Below are 20,532 nucleotides of genomic sequence, written 5' to 3'. Positions count from 1 at the left end.
GGCCCCTTATTCAGAGCGCATTGACAAAGAAATCCTCGATACATTACCTTGAATCTAGTTTATATTCTATTTTGAATATATAAATATCTAGGAGGTTAAGATGGATAAGAAACGAATCAAATGGCAATGGGGGCAAAATCGCGCTGCATTGATGCTAGGTCTGATGTTGGTGGTTTCCTTATGGTTTACCGCTACCGTGATGGCTGGTCCGGCGGCTGAAAAAAATACCTATGTTCCCGGCGGATTTAAAGCAGGAAGCGTGACAGAGGGGAAAAACCAGATACCCTACAGATATTTCGACCCTACGGTTGATCCTATAGCTGTTAATAGGGCCTCCGCCGATGGAAAATATCCTCTTGTCCTCTATCTGCATGGCGAAAAAGGCTTGGGAACCGATAATATAGCGCAGTTGACCGAATCCAACGGCGCTACCTTCTGGGTTGCGGATGATCTTATCACCAAAAATCCGGTATATGTGCTTGCCCCCCAATGTCCACAAGGCAAGACTTGGACCGATGATGTGGTTTATACCCTCGTCTTTAAAGCCCTAAATGATCTAATTAATGCAAATGCCTCAATTGATACCAACAGGCTCTACATCGTGGGAATCTCTCTGGGGGGCAATGGTGTTTGGGATTATATCCTGAAAAACCCGACAAAATTTGCCGGCGCCTTGCCTATCAGCGCCCAGGTGGATCAAAAGTACTATGAAAATAACGGAGCTGCCTTCAAGGCAATCGCCAATATGGCTATTTGGGTCAATCATGCCGCGGATGATGATGTGGTTCCCGTAAATGCCATGACCGATGCGGTAGATGCTTTGAAAGCAGCCGGCAGCGCCTGCATAAAATCCGAAAACTACACCCCCGGTTCTATCGTCCCGCCCCATGAAGCTTGGCAGAAAATTTTCACCGGCCTCACCGCCTACAACTGGCTCTTCGAGCAATCCCTCACCCGGTCCAATGGGAATACCACAAACCCATCCCTGGGTTATACCATAAAGAAGACAATAGGGGGCGTGACGGAAATATTGGATTATGAACTTGGGAAGATCCATGTGGTTGAGGATGCCGAAAAAGTGGTCATTATTGATACCGGCATGGGGGCGGGCAATCTGTACGAATTTATCAGGGACAATGTTCTGATAAACAAGACTCTTCCCATAAGCATCTTTATCACCCATAGACACGGAGATCATATAAGCCGCCTGGACAATTTTGTTGGTCAGGACCAGCTTAAAGCCGTCTATGTCCATGAAACTGAAGAGGATTCCTATCCATCCCGTTTGGGCCCGGATATTGGCAAACTGCAAACAATCAAAGATGGTTTTTCCATTCCCCTGGGCGGGGACAAGCTTGAAGCCTTTGAGGTCATAGGCCATACCCCGGGTTCTTTGGTTTACTTCTATAAAAATATTATTTTTTCCGGTGATGCCATTGGTTCCGGCGATGCCTGGATGCAGATCGGGATGTGTTCAATCGTGGACTATCAAAAGAACGTTCAAAAGCTATTGGACAGGATAGGCAACAATTCCTACTTCATCTTGCCCGGACATTATGAATACCGCAAACAGTTCAACCAGCTCTATGCACAGAATATGTTGACCTGCGTGAACGGTGTTATCAAAGGGACGATCACCCCTGGAATATACCAACGGAATAATTCGGCTATAGCAACCTACATGAACGGCGGGCAGAACGCCAACCTCATATATTTCACTGAGAAGGTTTTCAACTTCTAAATATTTCACATCTGTCCGGGTAGCGTTCTGCTTTCCGGACAGGTCTTTTTCCTTAAACAGCCTCATCAGGCGTCTTATAATATTAAAAATCTGTTACTGCTTTGTGATTCTGCATTATAAGGTGCTTCTTAAAAACCTTATTCGACCTTAAACCGGGAAACCTCCTTGACCAGGATGTCTATGTTTTCCTTGTTTTCCCCTGAGATGTTGTTTACCTCGCTTACCGCCACATTGATCTCCTCCGCCCCGGTGGCCATCTCGTTCATCCCGTCGGTGATTTCCTGGGTAACCATCTCCAGGTTTTTGCTCTCCTGGATAACTTCTTTGCTCCCCTCAAGCATCTCCATGGAACCGCTTTTGACCATCTGGGTTATATTGTTCAGTTGCCCTATGGCCTCCAGGATCTGCTGGCTCCCGGTATTCTGTTCTTCCATGGCGCTGCGTATATTTCCTTCCTGATCCGAAACGGTTTTAACCCCCAAATCAATGGCTTCAAATTTAGTAAGCACCTCGTCGGTAGATTTAGTGATCTTGTCAATGGCGTCCTTGATTTTCCTGAGTATCACAGAAATGGTCTTGGACTGTTCCCCCGAAGATTCGGCGAGTTTGCGTATTTCATCCGCCACCACCGCAAAACCTTTGCCCGCTTCTCCGGCGTGGGCGGCTTCAATGGCGGCATTCATGGAAAGAAGGTTGGTCTGGCTGGCGATATTTTCCATCACCGAATTGATCTCCAGAAGCCCCTCGGATTCCCGGGTAATTTCCAGAATATCTCCGGCTACCTCCTGAAGGCTGGAGCGGCCAACCTCCGAAGCGGTGGCCAAATCAGTTACATTATCTGCGTTTTTTTTCAGGGTCTGGGTAACCGATTGAATATTGGCGAGCATTTGTTCAATTGAGGAAGATGACTGGGCCACATTAACGGACTGCTGTTCAATGAGTTCGTCCAGTTTGTTGATATTGACGGTGATCTGCTCCATGGTCGCATTTGTTTCAGTCACCGAGGCAGATTGGTTGAGAATCCGGCCTTTAATGCTCTGGACATTGGCGGTGATCTCATTTATCGCCGCAGCAGTTTCTGTCATATTGGAGGAGAGATCGTTACCAATATTGAAGAGGGCTACGGCCTGTTTTTTGATGGTGATCACCAGGTCCCTGATTTTTTCCAGGGTCATGTTGAAGTACCGGGCCAGATCGCCGATCTCATCAGCGGATTTGACGGCAATCTGCTTGGTCAAATCCCCTTCCCCTTCGGAAATATCCTTGAGGGTACGGGAAACATTAACGATGGGCTTTGCTATACTGCCGGCCACAAAAAAGATAATTACCCCTGCGGCAATCATGGCAACCAGGGATAGTATAATGGTGAAAAAGGTCAATGCCTGTACATCTTCCAGCACCTTATCCATGGGAATGGCTATCATTATGGACCAGGGAGTGGTGGTTTCAGAAACCGTAAAGGGCTCAATAATTATCTGGAGATCCACATCCAGGGCCGGGGAATGTCCCTGGAAATTGACGGGTTTTCCCTGTTGTATACATTCCAATGCCAGGGAGGTATAGTCTTTAAAAAGGGGCGTATCGGTTTCCACCATATGCTGACCGGTCCGCGCAGGAATATTGTGGGCCGCCACGGTCCCGTCATTGGAATAGACCGTTGCTATTCCCGTTCCATAGGGTTTAATCCCCGAGACTATGTCCTGCATGGCGCTGATATCAATATTAATCCCCACTAGGGCCACCATTTCACCCTGGGATGATACTATGGGGACCGTGACATCCACCACCAAAACTGTGGAACCCCTGGCTTCCCGCCAAACAGGGTTGGCGATACTCATAACCCCGCTTGCCCCTTCCAGTGTCTCGTTATATGCATCAAAGAGGCTTAGGGTTATCAGGCCTGAATCCCGGTGGTACCGGCTTATATAACGGCCGGTCTCATCGGTACCTGGGGTATTGGCAAATTCAGCATCCCTGCCGTCCAGGGCATTGGGCTTCCATATAGTAAAAATACCCAAATAACTCGGGTTTTCCACCAACACACTGCGTATGATGCCATTGTAGCGGATACGCCGCTGGCTTAGGTCCACGGATTCGTAATCCTTCATTATCTGGGACAGCAGGATTGCGGTTTGCATATAGGTTTCAAAACGCCGCCGTAAATCCATGGCATACATATTAGCCATGTTCGTTGTACTTTCTATGGCTGTTTCCGTCTGCATTTCCGAAGCGCGGCTCAGAATGACGACAGAAATAACGGAAATAACCGCTACCATTATTGCTATTACCAATATGCTTAAGCGTACTCTGAGTTTCATAATGGCCGCCTCCATAAGCGCTACTTGCAACGAAGTTCCCCGCGCTACTTGCAACGAAGTTCCCCGCGCAGATAAATACCTGCTTTAACTTTAAGGGAAGAAGCCTGGGGGTGTTTGAATAATATTCAGATGAGTGCTATTATTTTTCCGTAATTTTTCTTTAGGAGCTAATGGGCCCGCCGTTTCCACCGTATATACACCTGCCTGCCGGTGCCGTTTTCCTGGGGCCGCTCCTCGGTTTCAAACTGGGAGACCGCACGGAAGAGATCCCCCAGCTTTTTGAAGCCGTAGTTCCGGGGATCAAATTCGCTGGAACGGAGGGTGATCTTCTGCCCTATCCCGCCCAGGTAGGCCCAGCCGGATTCGTCGGCCAGGTCGTCCACAGTGTCCCGCAGGAGCTTGAGCAGCTTCCGGTCCACCTTGAAGTCCTTCCTAGGTCTGGCTGCCGGGCGGGATTCGTCCTCGTCTGCCTCTTCCTGGTTGTCCCGCAGTATTTCTGTGTAGATAAATTTGTCGCAAACCGAAACAAAGGCCCGGGGGGTTTTCTTTTCCCCAAAACCATAGACGGTCCGGCCGCTTTCCCGCAGCCGTGCTGCCAGGCGGGTAAAGTCCGAATCACTGGATACGATGCAGAAACCGTCCAACTTATCGCTGTAGAGCAGGTCCATGGCGTCGATGATCATGGCGCTGTCGGTGGCGTTTTTCCCGGTAGTGTAAGAAAACTGTTGGATGGGCTGGATGGCGTGTTCCAGAAGCCGGTCTTTCCAGGACCGGAGGTTGGTACTGGTCCAGTCGCCGTAGATACGCTTGACACTGGCTACGCCGTACTTGGCGACCTCATCCAGGAGGCCTTCGATGATGGCGGGCTGGGTATTATCGGCGTCGATGAGTACTGCCAGTTTGAACTGGGACTCCGCCTGGTTGCTTGAAAAAGGTAATAAGGGCATGGTTTACTCCTTAGAATTTCAATTGGAAGACCCGCAAAGCGGAGCTCATTCTCCAAAAATTGATTGTTTAATCCGCCTGAGCAGGCTGATTTTTCCCAGGGGGAGCCGGATAGTTTCCCCCGGGCTTACGGGCTTGAGTACTAAAATAGTATCCCCGCCGGATTTTTCCAAAGCTTCGGGTATTCCGATAACCCGGTTAAGTTCCCCGTTCTGATCCGACCACATGATTTCTATGAGCAGCTTTGATGCGATGGCCTGTTTTGCGATGGAGGTCTTTCCCACATAGTCCAGGCCCCGGGCTTCCAGTTTTTCATACCGTACCGAGACCCCCACCAGCTGGGATTCATTGAGTATCAGCCGCCGCTCTATCCGCGCGGTCAGCTCGTCCCGTTCGGGCTTGGAAAGGCTAATACTTTCCAGGGCGGAACGGAACCGTCCCTTGTAGGACTCGGACTTTTCGTTGGTGAAAGGGAAAGAATTTCCCCCGGATTTGGGGAAGAGTAATTCCGGGGAATTGTCATAAAAGCCGTTTCCCCGGAACCGGGGACCGGCTTCCAAGGACGGATAGGGTGAATGCCGTTCCCCGGGAAAGGATTCTGTGATCTGTGGGGGCTGGGCAATGATGTCTATCCCCGCCTTGTGCAGGGCCTGCACCGCATCGGCCTTATCCGAAACCGAGAGGAGGTACACCCCGGGGTTCAGGGTCCGGAAAATCAGGGAGGCCACGGGTTCCGCCTCGGCCAGATAGCGCCGGTCTTCGGAAAGGGAAAGGACCAGGCCCTGGAAGAGGGAAACCCCGGAATACCGGGATTCCCAGTCCTTGACTGTCCAGCGGAGGTTCTGCTCAACCTGGTTCCCCGAAAGCCGATCCAGTAAGGACAGCATGGTCTGTGAATCCAGGTTCCGGTCAAAGCCCCGGACCACGGATTCCCGGGTCAACTCAAAACGTACCGCCGTACCGGTTTCCCGAACCACGCAAAAAGAGGCCAGGGCCAGGGCGTCGGTAAAGCCGATCTCCGGGTAGAGTATGCAGGAAAAGGCGGTATCCATGGCAATAACCGGCTTAGACCCGGCATCCTGGGTTTCTAATGGGTAAAGAAAATACCATTCCCCCGCCATTCCCAGGAGGCCGGAACTCTTCAGGGCAGAGAGAATCGAATCAAACAGGGCGGATACCACCCCAGGCTTTTCCTGGAGGGTCGAGCCGGGTAACTCCGGGCCAGGCCGCTTAAGGCTGCTGATTTCGGCGTCCCAGGCGACTTGTTCAATACCGCTCCGTTCCAGAATATCCGCGATCCGCTTTAGGGTTGTTTTAGGGTATTGCCGGTCAGGTTTGAGGATGTCCAGATAGGTATGGATGAACCGGGTCAGGGCTTGGATCCGGCTCCGGTTAAACATGCCCGGAAACGGTTTGGGGGGGTTCTTGTCAAAGCAAAGGCCCGCGGCCAGATACTCCCGCCGTTCCCGGGAAGAGAGGCTCCCAAAATGACGGAGCCTCAACTCGTCAATAGCCAGCCCCTCACCTTTCTGGCTCAGAAGCCCCAGGTTTTGCAGACCTCCTATCAAGGTTTCCAGATCCAGGGCCGGGAAGAGAAGCTTTCCGTCATCCAGAACTTTTTTCCGCACCCCTCCCTCTGCTTTGAAAAAATCCGGTTCTTCAGGAATAAAGGCGAAAAGTGCCGCCAGAACCCGGTCATCCAGGAGAGCGCCCCCCCCCTCTTGCACCCTGGTTTCAGAGGGAAAAAGGGAACCCTTATCGGCGATAAGCGGACCTAACACCGGTTCCAGCAGGGGATTCAGGGCCAGGCGGGAGACCCCCCTGTCTTGGAAACGGTAGAGGATGAGCCGTTCCTCCAGGTTGAGAAGTATGCTGTGCAGCTCCGCAAAACTCAGTTCCCCGGCAAAAAAGGTTTCCAATTCACCCGGAGCAGGCTCATCCAGGGCAGCCACGGCGGTAATGATCCTGGCGTCGGTTTCGTCCAAATAGGCGGCAATTATTTCCTGAATTTCCTTACGGGAAAAAAAGCCCTCCAGATCCTCCACCAAACGTTGTTTATTGAAGGGGGTCTTGATATTCCCAAAGACACTGCGCATAAGCTCAAAATAGGCACTGTCCGGCAGGGTCAGCAAGGCGGACTTCCAGGTATCGGGGGAACGGAACTGAAAATCTTTCATTTGGAATCACCCTTTTCCGGACCGGACACAATCCCGCTCTGACCTGAGAGTATCTCCTTTTCGGTCCAGTGCTGGATGGCGTACTTATAGCCCTGTTCGGCCAGGAATTTTTGCCGGTTGGCGGCAAAGTCCTCCTCCACAGTATACCGGGAAACCAGGGTGTAAAAGTAGGAGTTCCGGCCTTTGGGGCGCAAAATGCGGCCCAGCCGCTGGGCTTCCTCCTGCCGGGAACCAAAGGAGCCTGAAACCTGGATAGCCATGGAGGCATCGGGCAGGTCGATGGCGAAATTCGCCACCTTAGAAACCACGATGACCCGGACATCCCCCCGCTTAAATGCGCCGTATACCTTTTCCCGTTCCGCATTGGCGGTCTTGCCGGTGATCAGGGGGGCCTTTAAAAGTCGGGCAAGGGATTCTAACTGGGCAATGTACTGGCCTATCACCAGGATATGATCTTCCGGGTGGTTTTCCACCAACTGCCGGGCGATAATTTCCTTATAAGGATTCTCGCTGGCGATGCGGTACTTCTCCCGGGGGGCAGCCACGGCGTAGGGTATCTTGAGCTTTTCCGGCATATCCAGGCGTATCTCCGTGCAGAGCGCCTCGGCAATCCACCCCTTGCCCTCAAGGTCCTTCCAGGGCACATCGTAGCGCTTGGGCCCCACCAGGCTGAACACCGCATCCTCCGCCCGATCCTCACGGATCAGGGTAGCGGTAAGCCCCAGGCGCCGAACCGCCTGCAATTCCGCGGTGACCCGGAACACCGGGGCCGGCAGCAGATGGACCTCGTCGTAGATGATCAGCCCCCAGGGCCGTTCCCTGAACAGTTTGAAGTGGGGGAAATCCGCATCCCTATCGGGCCGCCAGGTGATGATCTGGTAGGTGGCAATAGTAACCGGCGCCACCCCCTTAGAATCACCGGTGTACTCGGCAATCTGATCCTTGGTGAGATCTGTTTTATCCAAAAGTTCGTCTATCCACTGGTGCACCGCCGCCACATTGGTGGTCAGCACCAGGGTATTGGTCTTGAGCAGGGTCATGAGGGCCATCCCCACCATGGTCTTCCCGGAACCGCAGGGTAGTACCACCACCCCATACCCTGTACCCGGGCCATTGTTCCCCAGCACCGACCGGGCAGCCTCGGCTTGGTAGTCCCGCAGGGTAAAAGACTGGCCCGAAGCGGCGATATCCCGCAGTTCCAGTTCCAGGGACGCCCCGCTGACCAGGGGAGCCATGTCCTGCACCGGCCAGCCCATGCGGATAAGCTCCCGTTTGACGCTCCCCCGATCGGTCAGCCTCAGCTTGAAACCCTGTTCGGTAATCCGCAAAAGCTTTTCCAGGGACTTGGCCGCCCCTATCTCCGCCAGGATAGCCTCTTCATCTGCCACCAGGAGCAATTCCTCGGGCAAACTCCGAACCGCCCCGGCCTGGGGCGCCCCAGATGAATCCACCGGAAAAGCCGCCTCTGCCGCCGCAGCCTGAGGCGCCGATACCAAGCGTATCTTGCCATACCGGTCCATGGTATCGGAGAAACCTTCGACTATGCTCTGGGGCACCGGGTAGCGGCTGTAGGTATCAAGGACCGCAGTCACATCCTCCGGAGAAAAACCGGCGCTGGCAGCATTCCAGAGGGACAGGGGGGTTATCCTGAAGGTATGTATATGTTCCGGGGACTTTTCCAATTCCGCAAAGGGCATAATAGCAGCCCGGGCCTCCTCAGCCTTAGGGGCGTGGACATCCAAAAGCAGAGTCCGATCACTTTGCACAATCAGAGGGTTCGAAGAGTCAATCGACATATCCTATCCATTATATAGGAAATATAGCACAGTGGGAAGGGTATGCGGGCAGCAATTCTCAGTTTAACTAGGGTATAGTGTTTTCCCCTTGTTAGTATGAATTTCTTTTCCGATACTGCAAGTATGGCATCATTCAATCCATTAAAACTCGCGTATCTCCGGGATTTTATCCCCAGAACCTTTGAGCTGTTTTCTAAAAAAGAAGGGGGCGGCTACTCCCTTAAATCCCTGAGCAAGGACTGTATCTCCGGTATTACCGTGGGAATCGTCGCCCTGCCCCTGGCCATGGCCTTCAGCATTGCCGCCGGGGGAACCCCCGCCCAGGGCTTGTATACTACCATTGCAGCAGGGTTCTTTATCAGCCTCCTGGGGGGTAGCAAATTCCAGATCGGCGGGCCCACCGGGGCTTTTGTGGTGATACTCTATGGGGTAATATCCCGGCACGGCATGGGGGGGCTCATAGTTGCCACCGCCATGGCGGGGATCATCCTGATACTCATGGGTATTTCAGGGTTGGGAAAGCTCATTAAGTTCATTCCCTACCCGGTGACCACGGGGTTTACCACCGGCATCGGGGTGCTGATCTTTTCCCAGCAAATAAAAGATTTTTTTGGCTTTTCCATTGAAAAAACCTCCCCGGAATTTTTTGAATCCTGGGGGCAGTATATCGGTTCCTTTACTACCCTCAACCCGGTAACCTTAGGCGTGGGCCTGGGTACCCTGGCTATCATACTGCTGATCCGCAAACTCTACCCCCGCATCCCCGCCGCGGTGGTTGGGGTGATTGCCGCCACGGTGGTGTGCCATTTCCTCGCCCTGCCCACGGAAACCATCGGGACCCGGTTCGGGGGCATTCCCCGGGGGCTACCCGTGCCGGTGATGCCCAATCTCAGCTGGGGTCTGGTCCGGGACCTGCTGCCGGATACCTTTACCATTGCTCTGCTGGCAGCCATCGAGTCCCTACTTTCCGCGGTGGTGGCGGATACCATGACCGGGGACCGGCATAATGCCAACATGGAACTGGTCGCCCAGGGGGTGGGCAATATAGCCGCCGCCTTCATGGGGGGCATCCCTGCCACCGGGGCCATAGCCCGGACCGCCACAAACATCAAAGCCGGCGCGGTAAGCCCGGTTTCAGGGATAATCCACTCGGTGGTACTGGTACTCTTCATCCTCTTTCTGGCCCCGGTCGCATCCTCCATTCCCCTGGCAAGCCTTTCCGCAGTACTCATGGTGGTAGCCTGGGATATGAGCAACCTGCCCCGGTTCACCCGAATCGTCTACCGGGCGCCCAAGAGCGACACCATTGTGCTCCTCACCACCTTCATACTTACCATCGCCGTGGACCTGACCTTTGCGGTGGAGGTGGGGATGATCATGGCGGTCTTCCTCTTCCTCAAACGGATGATCGAAGTGACGGGCATACGTCCCGGCGATAAGTTGCCGGGATTTGAAACGGTGTATAGCGGCACGGGGGTTCCCCTCAGCCCTGCGGATGAAGGCGCCCGGCCGGTGCATCCCAAAAATATTGAAGTATACGAAATTACGGGCCCCTTCTTTTTCGGGGTAGCGGATATGCTCCAGCATGTTCTGCGGGGAGTGGCAAAAAAACCCCAGGCCTTTATTCTGCGTATGCGGGATGTCCCCGCAGTGGACTCCACAGGCATCACCGCCCTAGAATCCTTTCTGGCCCAATGCCGCAGCGGCAAGATCAGGCTCATCATCAGCGAGGCTCGGGATCAACCCCGAAAGGCCCTGGAAAAAGCAGGTTTCATCGCCGAAATAGGCGAGGAAAACATGGCATCCACCCTGGAAGAAGCAATACAGAAGGCAGAAGCAGTATAAATCTGCATAAAGGGCATCTCTAAAAACTAACCGAGTTTTTAGAGATGCCCTAAATTAAAACAAGCCTGGTAATTTTTTAGTTTTTCCACTTTTTTTGCAACATATCCTTGACAATTTTTTTCTCTGTTATTATAGTTGTCTATATACTCAACTGTTCAACCATTGGAGGAATACATGAGCAACTACATCGCCGAAATTGACCGCTGCGACTGCAATACCATCCACGAAGAGGTTGTAGCCAAGGTCAGGACCCTGATGCCCGAGGAGGAATCCCTGTTGGACCTGGCGGATCTCTTCAAGGTCTTCGGGGATTCCACCCGGGTAAAGATCGTCTGCGCCCTGCTCCACTCGGAAATGTGCGTCTGCGATATTGCGGTCCTCCTGGGGATGACAAAATCCTCGATTTCCCACCAACTCCGGGCGCTCAGGCAGACCAAGCTGGTCAAATACCGCCGGGAAGGAAAGGTAGTGTTCTATTCCCTGGAAGATGAACATGTGAGCAACATTATCGCCACTGGTTTACTCCATGTGAGCGAAAGGAATTAGCTATGGAAATGCAATTTTCACTGGAAGGCCTTTGCTGCCCGGTTTGCGCCGGAAAAATCGAAGCAGGTATACGGAAACTGGAAGGTGTCCACCATGCGGTGGTTGATTTTACCGCACAAAAACTGATCCTGGAAACAGGCGGGAATGAGGAGACAATCATAGCCCGGGCAAGTTCAATCGTAAAAAAACTCGAACCGGATATAGTCATGACCAGAATAGGCCCCGGGGCGACCAAGCCCGAAGCCTCCCATGACCATGCTCATACCCACGATCATGGTCACAGCCATGGGGAGGAACACCATGATGCCCGGGAAAAAGTTTTTGACTATGCCCGCTTTGGCCTTGGGATCGCTCTCTTTATCACCGGCATGATCCTGCACCTTTCTCCCGTCCCGGAACTGGCGCTTTTTTTAGCCGCCTATTTACTGATAGGCGGAGAAGTCTTACTCCGGGCATTGAGGAATATCACCAGGGGCCAAATTTTTGACGAAAACTTTCTCATGAGCCTGGCCACCGTAGGCGCCTTCGCCATCGGCGAATACCCCGAAGGCGTCGCAGTAATGCTGTTTTATCAGATCGGCGAAGCCTTCCAGGACCATGCGGTAAACAATTCCAGGCGATCCATCAGCGCATTGATGGATATCAGACCCGACTATGTCAACCTAAAACGGGGGGAAGAGATTGTACGCGCCGACCCCACAGAAGCCCTGGTGGGGGATCTCATGGTGGTAAAGCCCGGAGAAAAGGTCCCCCTGGACGGCCTTGTGCGGGAAGGCCGTTCAGCCCTGGATACATCCGCCCTTACCGGGGAATCCATGCCCCGGGATGCGGCCCCGGGGGACACGGCGCTTTCCGGTTCCATCAACAAAAGCGGGCTCCTGGTAATCCAGGTCTCCAAGGTGTTCGGGGAATCCACGGTTTCCAAAATCCTCGACCTGGTACAAAACGCGGGGAGCAAAAAGGCCCCCATCGAAAACTTCATCACCAAATTTGCCCGCTACTATACCCCGGTGGTGGTAGGTATGGCAGTTTTCCTGGCCATCGTCCCCCCCCTCTTTATTCCCGGCGCCCTTTTCTCCGACTGGATCAACCGGGCCTTAGTATTCCTGGTGGTATCCTGCCCCTGCGCCCTGGTCATCTCCATACCCTTAAGCTTTTTCGGCGGCATAGGCGGCGCATCCCGGCAGGGCATACTGGTTAAAGGCAGCAACTACCTGGACGCCCTCACTAAAGTTGAGACCGTGGTGTTTGACAAAACAGGAACCCTCACCAAAGGCGTATTCACGGTCACTGAAATTGCCCCTGAACCAGGTTTCACCAATGCAGACCTGCTCTATTACGCGGCCCATGCAGAAAGCAATTCCAGCCACCCCATTGCCATTTCCATACAGCGGGCCTATGGACAGGCCATGGACCAGCAGAAAATCAAGGACCTTGAAGAAATCGCAGGGCAGGGCATCAAGGTTACTATTGACAGTAAAACTGTGCTCGCAGGAAACAGCCGTTTACTGGAAGCGGAAAACATTTCCCGACCCACTGCCTCAAGCCAGAAAGCCGGAAATCCCCATTTTGAGGGGACCCTGGTCTACCTGGCCGTGGACGGCGTTTATGCGGGACACCTGGGTATCAGCGATGAGCTCAAGCAGGACAGCGTAGAAACAATCCGTGCCCTGAAAGCAGCGGGGGTAACAAACACCGTGATGCTCACCGGGGACACCAGGGCGGTGGGCGAAAAGATAGGCCGTGAACTGGGCCTGGACAGGGTATATACGGAACTGCTGCCCCACCAGAAAGTCGAACAACTTGAGATCCTGGAGGGGGAAAAGTCTCCTGGAGGAAAACTGGTCTTTGTGGGGGACGGCATCAACGACGCCCCGGTACTGGCCCGCAGCGACATAGGCATCGCCATGGGGGGCCTGGGTTCCGATGCAGCCATTGAAGCGGCGGACATAGTGCTCATGACCGACGAGCCCTCCAAACTTGTCACCGCCCTGGGGATCGCAAAAAAAACCCGGACCATCGTAACCCAAAACATCGTCTTTGCCCTGGGGGTAAAGGGGATCATCCTGGTCCTGGGCGCCCTGGGCATGGCAAATATGTGGGAAGCGGTGTTCGGCGACGTGGGTGTGGCGTTTATCGCCATCCTCAATGCATCCCGTGCCTTAGGAAAAGCCCGGCTTAAACATTGACAGACAGCCCCCGAAAAGGGTACCCTATTGCTAGGGTCCAATAGCTCAGGGGATAGAGCGGCCGCCTCCTAAGCGGCAGGTCGACGGTTCGAATCCGCCTTGGATCAGAAGTACCTGTATACTCAGGCCTTTATCTACTCATACCCTGCAATCCGGCTTCTAAGGTCCAGGATGCAGGACGGCTCCACCGAAAGCTCATCAATGCCCATGTTCACGAAACTTTCGGTGAGCTCGCTGTCCGCCCCGAGCATACCGCAGATGCCGCACCAGATGCCTGCCCTATGAGCGTTCTCCGCGGTCAGGCGGATAAAACGGAGAATCGCTTCGTGGTGGGTATTGCAGAATTCACTCAGGGCATTGTTTTGCCGGTCCACCGCCAGGGTATATTGGGTCAAATCATTGGTACCGATGCTGAAAAAGTCTGCTTCTACGGCAAGGAGATCGCTGATCATCGCAGCGGCCGGAGTTTCAATCATAATGCCTACAGGGGTTTCGGGATTGAAGGGGATATTATCCGCTTTGAGTTTTTCCCGTACCCCGGCGGCAATTTTTTTGGCACGGCGCAGTTCGCTAACATCGCTAATCATGGGGAACATGATCGCTGTGTTGCCGTAGGCCGAAGCCCGGTAAATTGCCCGTAGTTGGGTTTCAAACAATTCCGGGCGGGTCAGGCAGATACGTATAGCCCGCATACCCAAAGCGGGATTTTCTTCGTGGGGCAGGGCAAAATATTCAACCTGTTTGTCCGCACCGATGTCCAGGGTGCGGATTATCACCTGCTTGCCCTGCATATCCTCTACCACCTTGCGGTAGCTTTCGTACTGAATGTCTTCGCTGGGATAATCGCTGCGGCCCAGGTACAAAAATTCGCTGCGGAATAATCCTATCCCTTCAGCATCACCGGCAATAACCGCCTCCACGTCCGCTACCGAACCGATGTTGGCGTATAGCTTTACCTTTTGGCCGCCCTTGGTAAGAGTGGGCAGGCCCCTGAACTTTTCAAGGATGTTCTTTTTGTGCTCAAGTCTTTGCCGCTTTTCTTCAATGGCAGTTATGGTGGCTGCATCCGGCTCAATGTAGAGAACCCCTGTTTCGCCGTCAAGCGCAGCATCCTTGCCGCCGAATCCCGGCGCCAGGGTTGCGCCTAAGCCGATGATCGCCGGTATCCCCATGGTGCGGGCGAAGATCGCCGTATGTGAGTTCGCCGCTCCCTGCTGGGATACCAGGGCCAGCACATTCCTGCGGTCAAACTGAGCAGTTTCGCTGGGGCTAAAGTCGTCGGAAGCAAAAATAACCGGCCCATCCCCAACGCCTACGGCTTTCTGTGTACCGTAAAGCACTCCGATGAGCCGTCTTGAAACATCATCAACATCCGCGGCCCGTTCCTTCATGTACGTGTCGTCCATCTCTGCAAAGTCCTGGGCAAGCCGTTTACCGCATACCTCTACAGCATACTCGGCGCAAACCATCTGGGTCTCGATCATCTTAATAATCGGGTCGATGTAATCCGAGTCGTCAAGCATCATCCGGTGGATTTCAAATAACAGCGCATTTTCCTTGCCGATTTTTTCCGCCATGCTGTTTGCCAATTCATCCAACTGGTCGCTGGTGGTGCGTTTTGCCCCATAGAAGCGCTCAAGCTCAGCCGTAAGGTCCGTGATAGGCTTCCTCTCTACCACCACACTTGAACGCTCAAAGAACACCAACCGACCCAGGGCAATGCCGTCGGATACGCCTTTCCCCTGCAGAGTAATCATAACGCCTCCTACAGAGTAGATTCGATGAAAGCTTTTGCCGCCGCAGTTGCAGCGTCTTCGTCTGGGCCTTCCACCCTTAGAATAATTTCTTCACCCTGTTTCACCCGCAGCTTCATCATAGCCAACAGTTTTTTCCCGTCACAGGAGTCTTCACCCCGGTGAATGGATACATTGCTGGAAAAAGCCGTCAATTCTTTTACCAGCAAACCTGCAGGCCGTGCATGAATACCCACCGGATCCTTGATGGTGTACTTGAATTCTTTCATAACACTTCTCCATTGCTCTCGATGACTTTTTTGTACCATCCAAAGGACTTCTTTTTACTGCGCCTCAAGGTACCCTTGCCATCGTTGTCCTGGTCAACATAGATAAAACCGTAACGTTTGGACATTTCGCCGGTGGACGCACTGACAATATCGATGCAGCCCCAAGTGGTGTAGCCCCACAGTTCCACTGCGTCTTCTTCGATTGCCGCCTTCATCGCCTTGACGTGTTCCCGGAGATACTCGATGCGGTAATCATCGTTCACGCTGCCGTCCGGTTCGACCTTATCCACCGCCCCAAGACCGTTTTCCACGATAAACAAGGGCTTCTGATAGCGGTCGTAGAGAAAATTGAGCGCTATCCGTAGCCCCAGGGGATCAATCTGCCAGCCCCAATCGGAAGATTTGAGGTGCGGATTTTTGATACCCCCGAAGATGTTACCGGTTCCTTTATCGCCGGCAATGGCAGGATCCGTAGTGACGGCGCTGGAAGAATAGTAACTGAAAGACACAAAATCTACGATGTTTTCAGCAAAGAGTTTTTTGTCATCCGCCGTAATGTCGAGCTTCACACCGTCTTTTTCGAGCAGCTTTAAAACAAAAGGCGGATAGCTGCCCCGGGCCTGAACATCCGTAAGGTAATAGTTCTCACGCTCCATGCGCGTCTTTTCCCAGGTATCCTCAGGCTTGCAGGAGTAAGGGTAGGCTGTCATGGCGGCAACCATGCTGCCGATTTTTGCGGCAGGGCTGATTTCGTGGCAGGCCTTAACCGACAGGGCGCTTGCCACAAGCATATTGTGCGCCGCCTGGCAGGAAAGCTGCTTTTTTTGGGCAGGGTTGTCCACTATGACCCCGGCCCCCATGAAGGGCATGTGCAGGGTCATGTTGATTTCGTTAAAGGTAAGCCAATAGCGCACCTTGTTTTTGTACCGTGTCAGGACAGTGCGGGCATAGCGCTCAAACAGGGGGATGATCTCGCGGCTTGCCCAACCGTTGTACTTCGTGGTAAGACTTACAGGCATCTCCCAGTGGGACAGGGTAACCAGGGGCTCGATGCCGTGTTTTGCACACTCATCAAACATGCTGTCGTAAAACGCCAGACCCGCCTCGTTAGGATCCCCATCACCATTCGGAAAAATCCGCGCCCAGCTAATGGAGGTGCGGAACACCTTAAAGCCCATCTCGGCAAAAAGTGCTATGTCTTCTTTGTAATGGTGATAAAAATCCACCGCAATATGTTCAGGGAAGTAGCCCTCTTGTTTTGCGATATTCGTCTTTATCGCCGCCGGGTCAAGTATCTCGGCGATACGCCCCTTACCGCCATGAATAACATCGCAGGTTGCAAGGGACTTACCGCCTTCTAGGTAAGCTCCCTCAGCCTGATGAGCGGCAATGGCGCCGCCCCACAAAAAATTCTTCGGAAATGCCATCTCAGTAACTCCCTAGTTTATTGGTTTAATTCTGCCGGCAACTCCGGCGGGAATTTGCGCTCCACCGGTAATATAATCGGCCAACGATTCGGCTATGGTTCCAAAGCCGATATTAAAATCCTGTGTCCGCATCAATTCATCATAGAAAGACACAAAGTATAGCGAGTCACTTTTGCTTACGCACAAATACGATGTATCCGGTTCCAGCGGAGCGCCATTTTCCAGCTTGATGCTCGTAACGCGTTCACCAACCGGAAGCGTGGTATCAAACTCCACAAAAAGCCCTGAGACATGTAAAAAGTAGTTGTTCTCGTTGGGATATGCCTTAAGGGCGGTTTCAAACTCCCCGCGTATTTCCGCGCCTGAAAGGTAAAGCGTACAAAGCGGCAAGTCCTCATAAAGGGCGGTTTTGAGTTCCCCCCGTGTAACCTCCCCTGCGTCAATATTTGCCCGAATCGCTGTTCCCACAAGCAAGCCTATTTGAGCCCCTGTTTTCAAGCGCATAGCATCGGTGAGCATATCGCCAAACACTGATTCAACGCGGCGGCTGTAGTCCCGTGTGCCAATGAGTGTGGTTGGCAGCGTAAACAGTACTTCGTCCAGGTAGGCGGCATTTCGCGTGTTTACTGTGTCTATAAAGGTTTGCACCGCCGCGTCGGCTATGATACCCGATTCCGCCTGATGTCCCGCGATGGGGATTAGCCGGGCGGTGACACCCAGGACTTCACCCTTTTTTGCGGTCACTTCCACCACACCGATATTGTTGCCGTATTCACCGGTTTCACCAATGAGGATGCCATTGTGCAGTAAGCCGTTGGAGTGCGCGGTGTGACAATGGCCGTCAATGATAGCGGTAAGCCAAGGGCATTTTTCGGCGATGTAGGTGCTGCGAATTGTTAGATCCGGGTCCTGTACGCCCAAGTGGGTAACGGCGATGAACACGTTGGCGCCTTCCTTGGTCGCATCTTTTCGCGCTTTTTCCACCACTGCCACGGATTCATCCCCGCTTGTCCCCGTGGTAATCCCGATAAATGCTATCTTCGTGGCTCCGAATTTTTTGATAGTGTAATTTTTAATTTGGGGAATTTGGGTTTTCCAATTCGCACCGATATTTGCCGCCAGTATGGGGAACTTTGCCAAGGTCGCCAGCATTTGAAAATCCATCTGGGGAAACTGTTCGTGATTCCCCATAACAAACAAATCGTAGCCGGTCAGGTTCATCACTTCCGCAATGTCCCGCCCGCCGGAAAGAGACGCGAATGGCGTGCCGTCAAATTCATCACCGGCGGACACTACCACTACGTTCTTTTTTTCCTTGCGAAGGGCATCCGCGTAGCCCTTCACATAAGGATATACCTCCACGCGCCCATGCACATCGTTGGTGTGTATGATTGTGATGGTTTGCGGTTCCTTTGAACCTCCGGCAAAGCTTGTACCTGTCAATGCCAGTAGGATGGCGAATGATAAAAATAATTTCCTTAGTTTCATGGTTTAATCTCCTTTTATTCCAGATACAACACCACATCGCCTACGGCGGCCTCGCCGGCTTTGGCTTGGGTGATCTTCTTATAGCTTTCAGAATTGGTGATCGCCACCTGGGTTTCCAGGCTGTAACCGGCCCGGGCTATCACATCCTTGTCGTACTCAAACAAAAGCTGCCCCGCCTTGATTGCGTCGCCTTCCTTGATGTGCATGATAAAGCCCTTGCCACCAAGTTTCACTGTATCAATGCCACAGTGAATCAGAAGTTCAATGCCATCCTTTGATTTAAGATTTACCGCGTGTTTTGAGTCGAACACCATATCTACTGTGCCGTCAAAGGGCGCAAAAATCTTGCCCCCCAAAGGCATAATGCATACCCCTTTACCCAATGCTTCTTCCTGGTGGGCAGGGTCGGCGGACAGCTTGAGGGCCATCACGCGCCCCTTTGCGGGAGAGATGATTTTGAGCGCCGTGGCTTTGTTTACAGCGGAAGTATCGATCACTGTCGCCCCATCATCTTTAAGCTCCGCTTCATTAGGCTTATAGGTGGCGTAGACAAGGATGAATGAAGCACCCACAGAAAGAATGCTCGCACCAAGGGCGATAAGGAAGTTTATGGTGGACCCGGCGTAACCGGGCAGAAGATAGCTGGGATAGGCAAAAACGCCCATCGCCCCCATCTGGGTCGCTATACCGTAACCCCCTGAGTTGATGCTGCCTAAAAGTCCCGCCAGGGCGCCGAAGACCGCGCCGGAAATACAGGCAAGGACGAAGGGTTGTTTTTTGGGCAGTGTAAAGCCGTAAATAATCGGCTCTGTGATGCCGAATATGCCCGAAATCCCCGCGGCAATGGCGCCGGAACGGCGCTCGGCGTTTTTCATGCGGAGCGCCATGGCAAACACGGCGCCCATCTGCGCGATAACGGCAATTTGCCCATAAGCAAAGATAGCGCTCACATGGTTACCCGCAAAAACAGGATTCGGCGACGCCGTTTCCAGAATAGCAATCGGCACAATCGCCCAGTGCAAACCAAAGATTACCAAGACCTGCCAAAAACCGCCTATAATCAATCCAATAAGAATTGGCCCGATAAAGTTGATTGCCACAATACTGGTAATCCCGTTCTGAATACCGAGGCCTACCACGCCGAATATAGGGCCGACGATGAGGAACATCAGAGGAATTGCAATAAACAGGGTGGCAAAGGGCGCCACAAAATTCTTTATCGCAGAAGGCAGGGTCTTCCGTAAATATTTGTACAGTATTGATGCGCCGTAGACTCCGAAAATCGAAGGAAGCACCGTACCCGAGTAGCGCATCATAACGAAGATATCCACCCCGAAAAACTTATGCACCCCCCAGGGGCCAAAAGGATAGAGGGCTACAATGTCGGGGTAGACCAGGGCTGCTCCCATCACCATGCCGACTATCGGGTCAAGGCCGAAACGCTGCGCCGAAGTGAAGGCGACCAATATAGGCAGGAAGTACATGAGGGCATCTCCTGCGGTATAGAGCACCGTGTAGGACATATCGCCGGATGCGGCCCATCCGGGAAATACCACGGTCAGGATAGCAATCACGCCCTTGATCATGCCGATGCCCATCAGGGCGGGCAAAATCGGGGTAAACAAGCCGCTTATGGTGCCGATAAGGCCATTGCCGATTGAGGCCAGGGTTACCGGCCCTTTTTCACTCTCTGCCGCCGCCACCTGCCCGCCACAGGGGACGCCAAGTTTTTCCAGTTCGACGTAAACCTCGTGAACATCGTTCCCGATGACAACCTGATACTGGCCCGCCGCCTTCACCACGCTCACCACCCCTGGGGTGCCCTTTGTCGCCTCATCGGACGCCTTAGCGTTGTCCGCCAGGGTGAAACGCAGGCGAGTGGCGCAATGAACCACATTTTTGATGTTTTCCCTGCCGCCCACGCCGTCGAGAATACCCTGTGCCGTCTTTGCAAAATCCTTTGCCATAGTTAACCTCTATTTAATATAGGGCAGCTCTAAAAACGCGGTTAGTTTTTATGGCGCCCTACATTTGCTC

At 53.0% G+C, this 20,532-nt stretch carries 13 protein-coding genes and 1 tRNA gene; 5 read left to right on the top strand and 9 right to left on the bottom strand.

Going from position 1 to position 20,532, the window contains the following annotated elements:
* The first annotated feature begins 100 nt into the window (after positions 1-100).
* A complete protein-coding gene (locus TREPR_RS17800) occupies positions 101-1,741 on the top strand; it encodes an MBL fold metallo-hydrolase (RefSeq protein ID WP_015707312.1) in 1,641 nt (546 codons plus the stop codon).
* 137 nt (positions 1,742-1,878) lie between these two features.
* Here the strand turns inward: TREPR_RS17800 and TREPR_RS05505 are convergent, their stop codons facing one another.
* The 4 genes from TREPR_RS05505 to TREPR_RS05490 form a co-directional block, all read right to left on the bottom strand.
* Positions 1,879-4,059: a methyl-accepting chemotaxis protein gene (locus TREPR_RS05505; protein ID WP_041611031.1), complete on the bottom strand. Its 2,181-nt coding sequence runs from the start codon at positions 4,057-4,059 to the stop codon at positions 1,879-1,881.
* Between the two features lie 167 nt (positions 4,060-4,226).
* Positions 4,227-5,006 (bottom strand): NYN domain-containing protein, encoded by a 780-nt coding sequence (locus TREPR_RS05500; protein ID WP_015707310.1) that lies wholly within the window; start codon positions 5,004-5,006, stop codon positions 4,227-4,229.
* 45 nt (positions 5,007-5,051) lie between these two features.
* Positions 5,052-7,181 carry a hypothetical protein gene (locus TREPR_RS05495; protein ID WP_015707309.1) on the bottom strand — a complete coding sequence of 710 codons (2,130 nt, stop codon included), beginning with the start codon at positions 7,179-7,181 and terminating at the stop codon, positions 5,052-5,054.
* Positions 7,178-8,977 (bottom strand): DNA repair helicase XPB, encoded by a 1,800-nt coding sequence (locus tag TREPR_RS05490; protein WP_015707308.1) that lies wholly within the window; start codon positions 8,975-8,977, stop codon positions 7,178-7,180. Before TREPR_RS05490 ends, TREPR_RS05495 begins: the two co-directional genes overlap by 4 nt.
* A 123-nt stretch (positions 8,978-9,100) precedes the next feature.
* On the opposite strand from TREPR_RS05490, the gene TREPR_RS05485 reads away from it, so the two are divergent.
* The 4 genes from TREPR_RS05485 (at position 9,101) to TREPR_RS05470 (ending at position 13,664) form a co-directional block, all read left to right on the top strand.
* Positions 9,101-10,822, top strand: a complete 1,722-nt coding sequence (locus TREPR_RS05485; RefSeq protein ID WP_041611470.1) for a SulP family inorganic anion transporter — start codon at positions 9,101-9,103, stop codon at positions 10,820-10,822.
* 174 nt (positions 10,823-10,996) lie between these two features.
* A complete protein-coding gene (locus TREPR_RS05480) occupies positions 10,997-11,368 on the top strand; it encodes an ArsR/SmtB family transcription factor (protein WP_015707306.1) in 372 nt (123 codons plus the stop codon).
* Positions 11,369-11,370: 2 nt separating this feature from the next.
* Positions 11,371-13,557 carry a heavy metal translocating P-type ATPase gene (locus TREPR_RS05475; protein ID WP_015707305.1) on the top strand — a complete coding sequence of 729 codons (2,187 nt, stop codon included), beginning with the start codon at positions 11,371-11,373 and terminating at the stop codon, positions 13,555-13,557.
* A gap of 34 nt (positions 13,558-13,591) precedes the next feature.
* Positions 13,592-13,664: transfer RNA gene (locus TREPR_RS05470), tRNA-Arg, on the top strand.
* Positions 13,665-13,691: 27 nt separating this feature from the next.
* Here TREPR_RS05470 and ptsP read toward each other — a convergent pair.
* The 5 genes from ptsP to TREPR_RS05445 are packed head-to-tail and all read right to left on the bottom strand — an operon-like array spanning position 13,692 to position 20,462.
* Complete coding sequence (ptsP, locus tag TREPR_RS05465) at positions 13,692-15,314, bottom strand: phosphoenolpyruvate--protein phosphotransferase (RefSeq protein WP_015707304.1); 1,623 nt, start codon at positions 15,312-15,314, stop codon at positions 13,692-13,694.
* A gap of 8 nt (positions 15,315-15,322) precedes the next feature.
* Positions 15,323-15,580 (bottom strand): HPr family phosphocarrier protein, encoded by a 258-nt coding sequence (locus TREPR_RS05460; protein ID WP_015707303.1) that lies wholly within the window; start codon positions 15,578-15,580, stop codon positions 15,323-15,325.
* The gene (locus TREPR_RS05455) at positions 15,577-17,007 is read right to left on the bottom strand and encodes a 6-phospho-beta-glucosidase (RefSeq protein ID WP_015707302.1); all 1,431 of its coding nucleotides are present in this window, start codon (positions 17,005-17,007) and stop codon (positions 15,577-15,579) included. Before TREPR_RS05455 ends, TREPR_RS05460 begins: the two co-directional genes overlap by 4 nt.
* Positions 17,008-17,019: 12 nt before the next feature.
* A complete protein-coding gene (locus tag TREPR_RS05450) occupies positions 17,020-18,495 on the bottom strand; it encodes a bifunctional metallophosphatase/5'-nucleotidase (RefSeq protein WP_015707301.1) in 1,476 nt (491 codons plus the stop codon).
* 14 nt (positions 18,496-18,509) lie between these two features.
* The gene (locus TREPR_RS05445; protein ID WP_015707300.1) at positions 18,510-20,462 is read right to left on the bottom strand and encodes a glucose PTS transporter subunit IIA; all 1,953 of its coding nucleotides are present in this window, start codon (positions 20,460-20,462) and stop codon (positions 18,510-18,512) included.
* Positions 20,463-20,532 lie beyond the last annotated feature (70 nt).

It is taken from the genome of Treponema primitia ZAS-2 (assembly GCF_000214375.1).
Classification (GTDB): domain Bacteria; phylum Spirochaetota; class Spirochaetia; order Treponematales; family Breznakiellaceae; genus Termitinema; species Termitinema primitia.
The sequence above is the reverse complement of the archived record's forward strand: the minus strand, read 5'-3'. Positions and strand labels throughout refer to the sequence as shown.